We start from the raw sequence: 1,517 nt of genomic DNA, 5'->3' as shown, positions 1-1,517 counted from the left end.
CGGTACTCGCCGAACAGCGCGTCGTAGGCGTCCGCGCGGGCGGGGTCGGGCAGGTAGGCATGGCGCCGGACGCTGCCCATGACCGCGGCGGCGGAACGCACGTCAAGGTGGGCGCCGGCGGCGACGGCGGCGTGGATGGCCGAGCCCAGCGCCGGGCCCTGCTCCGAGGTGCCCAGCGACACCGGGCGGCGCAGCACGTCGGCGTAGATCTGCATCAGCAGCGGGTTCTTCTTCAGGCCTCCGGTGACGATGAACTCCTCGACCGGGACCCCGGCGTTCTCGAAGGTCTCGATGATCAGGCGGGTGCCGTAGGCGGTGGCCTCGAGCAGGGCCCGGTAGACGTCCTCGGGCCGGGTGTCGAGGGTGAGGCCGGCGATGACACCGGACAGGTGGTGGTCGACCAGGACCGAGCGGTTGCCGTTCATCCAGTCCAGGGCGACCAGGCCGTGCGCGCCGACCGGCTGGGCGGCGGCCTTGCGGGACAGGAACTGGTGGAGGTCCTCGCCCGCCGCCTCGGCCTGGGTGCGGTAGTGGTCGGGGACGCCCTGGCGCAGCCACCAGGCGAAGATGTCGCCGACCGCGCTCTGGCCGGCTTCGTAGCCGTAGGCGCCCGCGACGATGCCGCCGTCGACGACCCCGCAGATCCCGGGGACCTCGGCGAGGACGGGGCCGCTGAGGACGTGGCAGGTGGAGGTGCCCATGATGGCGAGCATCCGGCCGTTGTCGACCGCGCCCGCGGCGGGTGCGGCGACGTGGGCGTCGACGTTGCCGGCGGCGACCGCGATGCCCTCGGGCAGACCCGTCCAGCCGGCGGCCCGCGCGCTCAGTGCGCCGACGCGGGAGCCCAGGGGGGAGAGCGGGTGCTCCAGACGGGTGGCGGGAAAGTCCGCGAAGCCGGGGTGGAGGGCGGCCAGGAAACCGGGCGAGGGGTAGGAGCCGTCCTGGTGGATGCCCTTGTATCCGGCGGTGCAGGTGTTGCGGGACTCGGCTCCGGTGAGCTGCCACACGATCCAGTCGGCCGCCTCGATCCAGCGGACACACGCGGCGTAGACGGCCGGGTCCTCCTCCAGGACCTGCAGGGCCTTGGCGTACTGCCACTCGGCGGAGATCCTGCCCCCGTACCGGGCGATCCACTTCTCCCCCCGGGCGTGCGCCAGCGCGTTGATGCGGTCCGCCTGGTCCTGGGCCGCGTGATGCTTCCACAGCTTCGGCCAGGCGTGCGGGCGGCCGGCCCACTCGGGCGTCAAAGCCAGCGGCGTGCCGTCCCCGGTCGTCGGGAGGACCGTGCAGGCGGTGAAGTCGGTCGCGATACCGATCACACGGGCCGGATCGACCCCCGCGTCCGCCAGCGCCGCCGGGACAGCCGTACGCAGCACCTCACGCCAGTCCTCCGGATGCTGCAACGCCCAGTCCGGAGGCAGCGGAGCCCCCGTGGAGGGCAGACGGTCCTCGATGACCGCGTGACGGTACTCGTGCACCGCCGAACCCAGCTCGGCACCGTCCCGCACCCTCACCAC

General features: G+C 73.4%; 1 protein-coding gene. It reads right to left on the bottom strand.

The window, feature by feature from the left end:
• Positions 1–1,517: ribulokinase (gene araB, locus IE245_RS36515; protein ID WP_189955749.1), on the bottom strand; the 1,517-nt coding region annotated here is incomplete at both ends.

Source organism: Streptomyces roseolus (assembly GCF_014649855.1).
GTDB lineage: Bacteria > Actinomycetota > Actinomycetes > Streptomycetales > Streptomycetaceae > Streptomyces > Streptomyces roseolus.
This window is presented reverse-complemented; position numbering and strand designations above follow the sequence as displayed.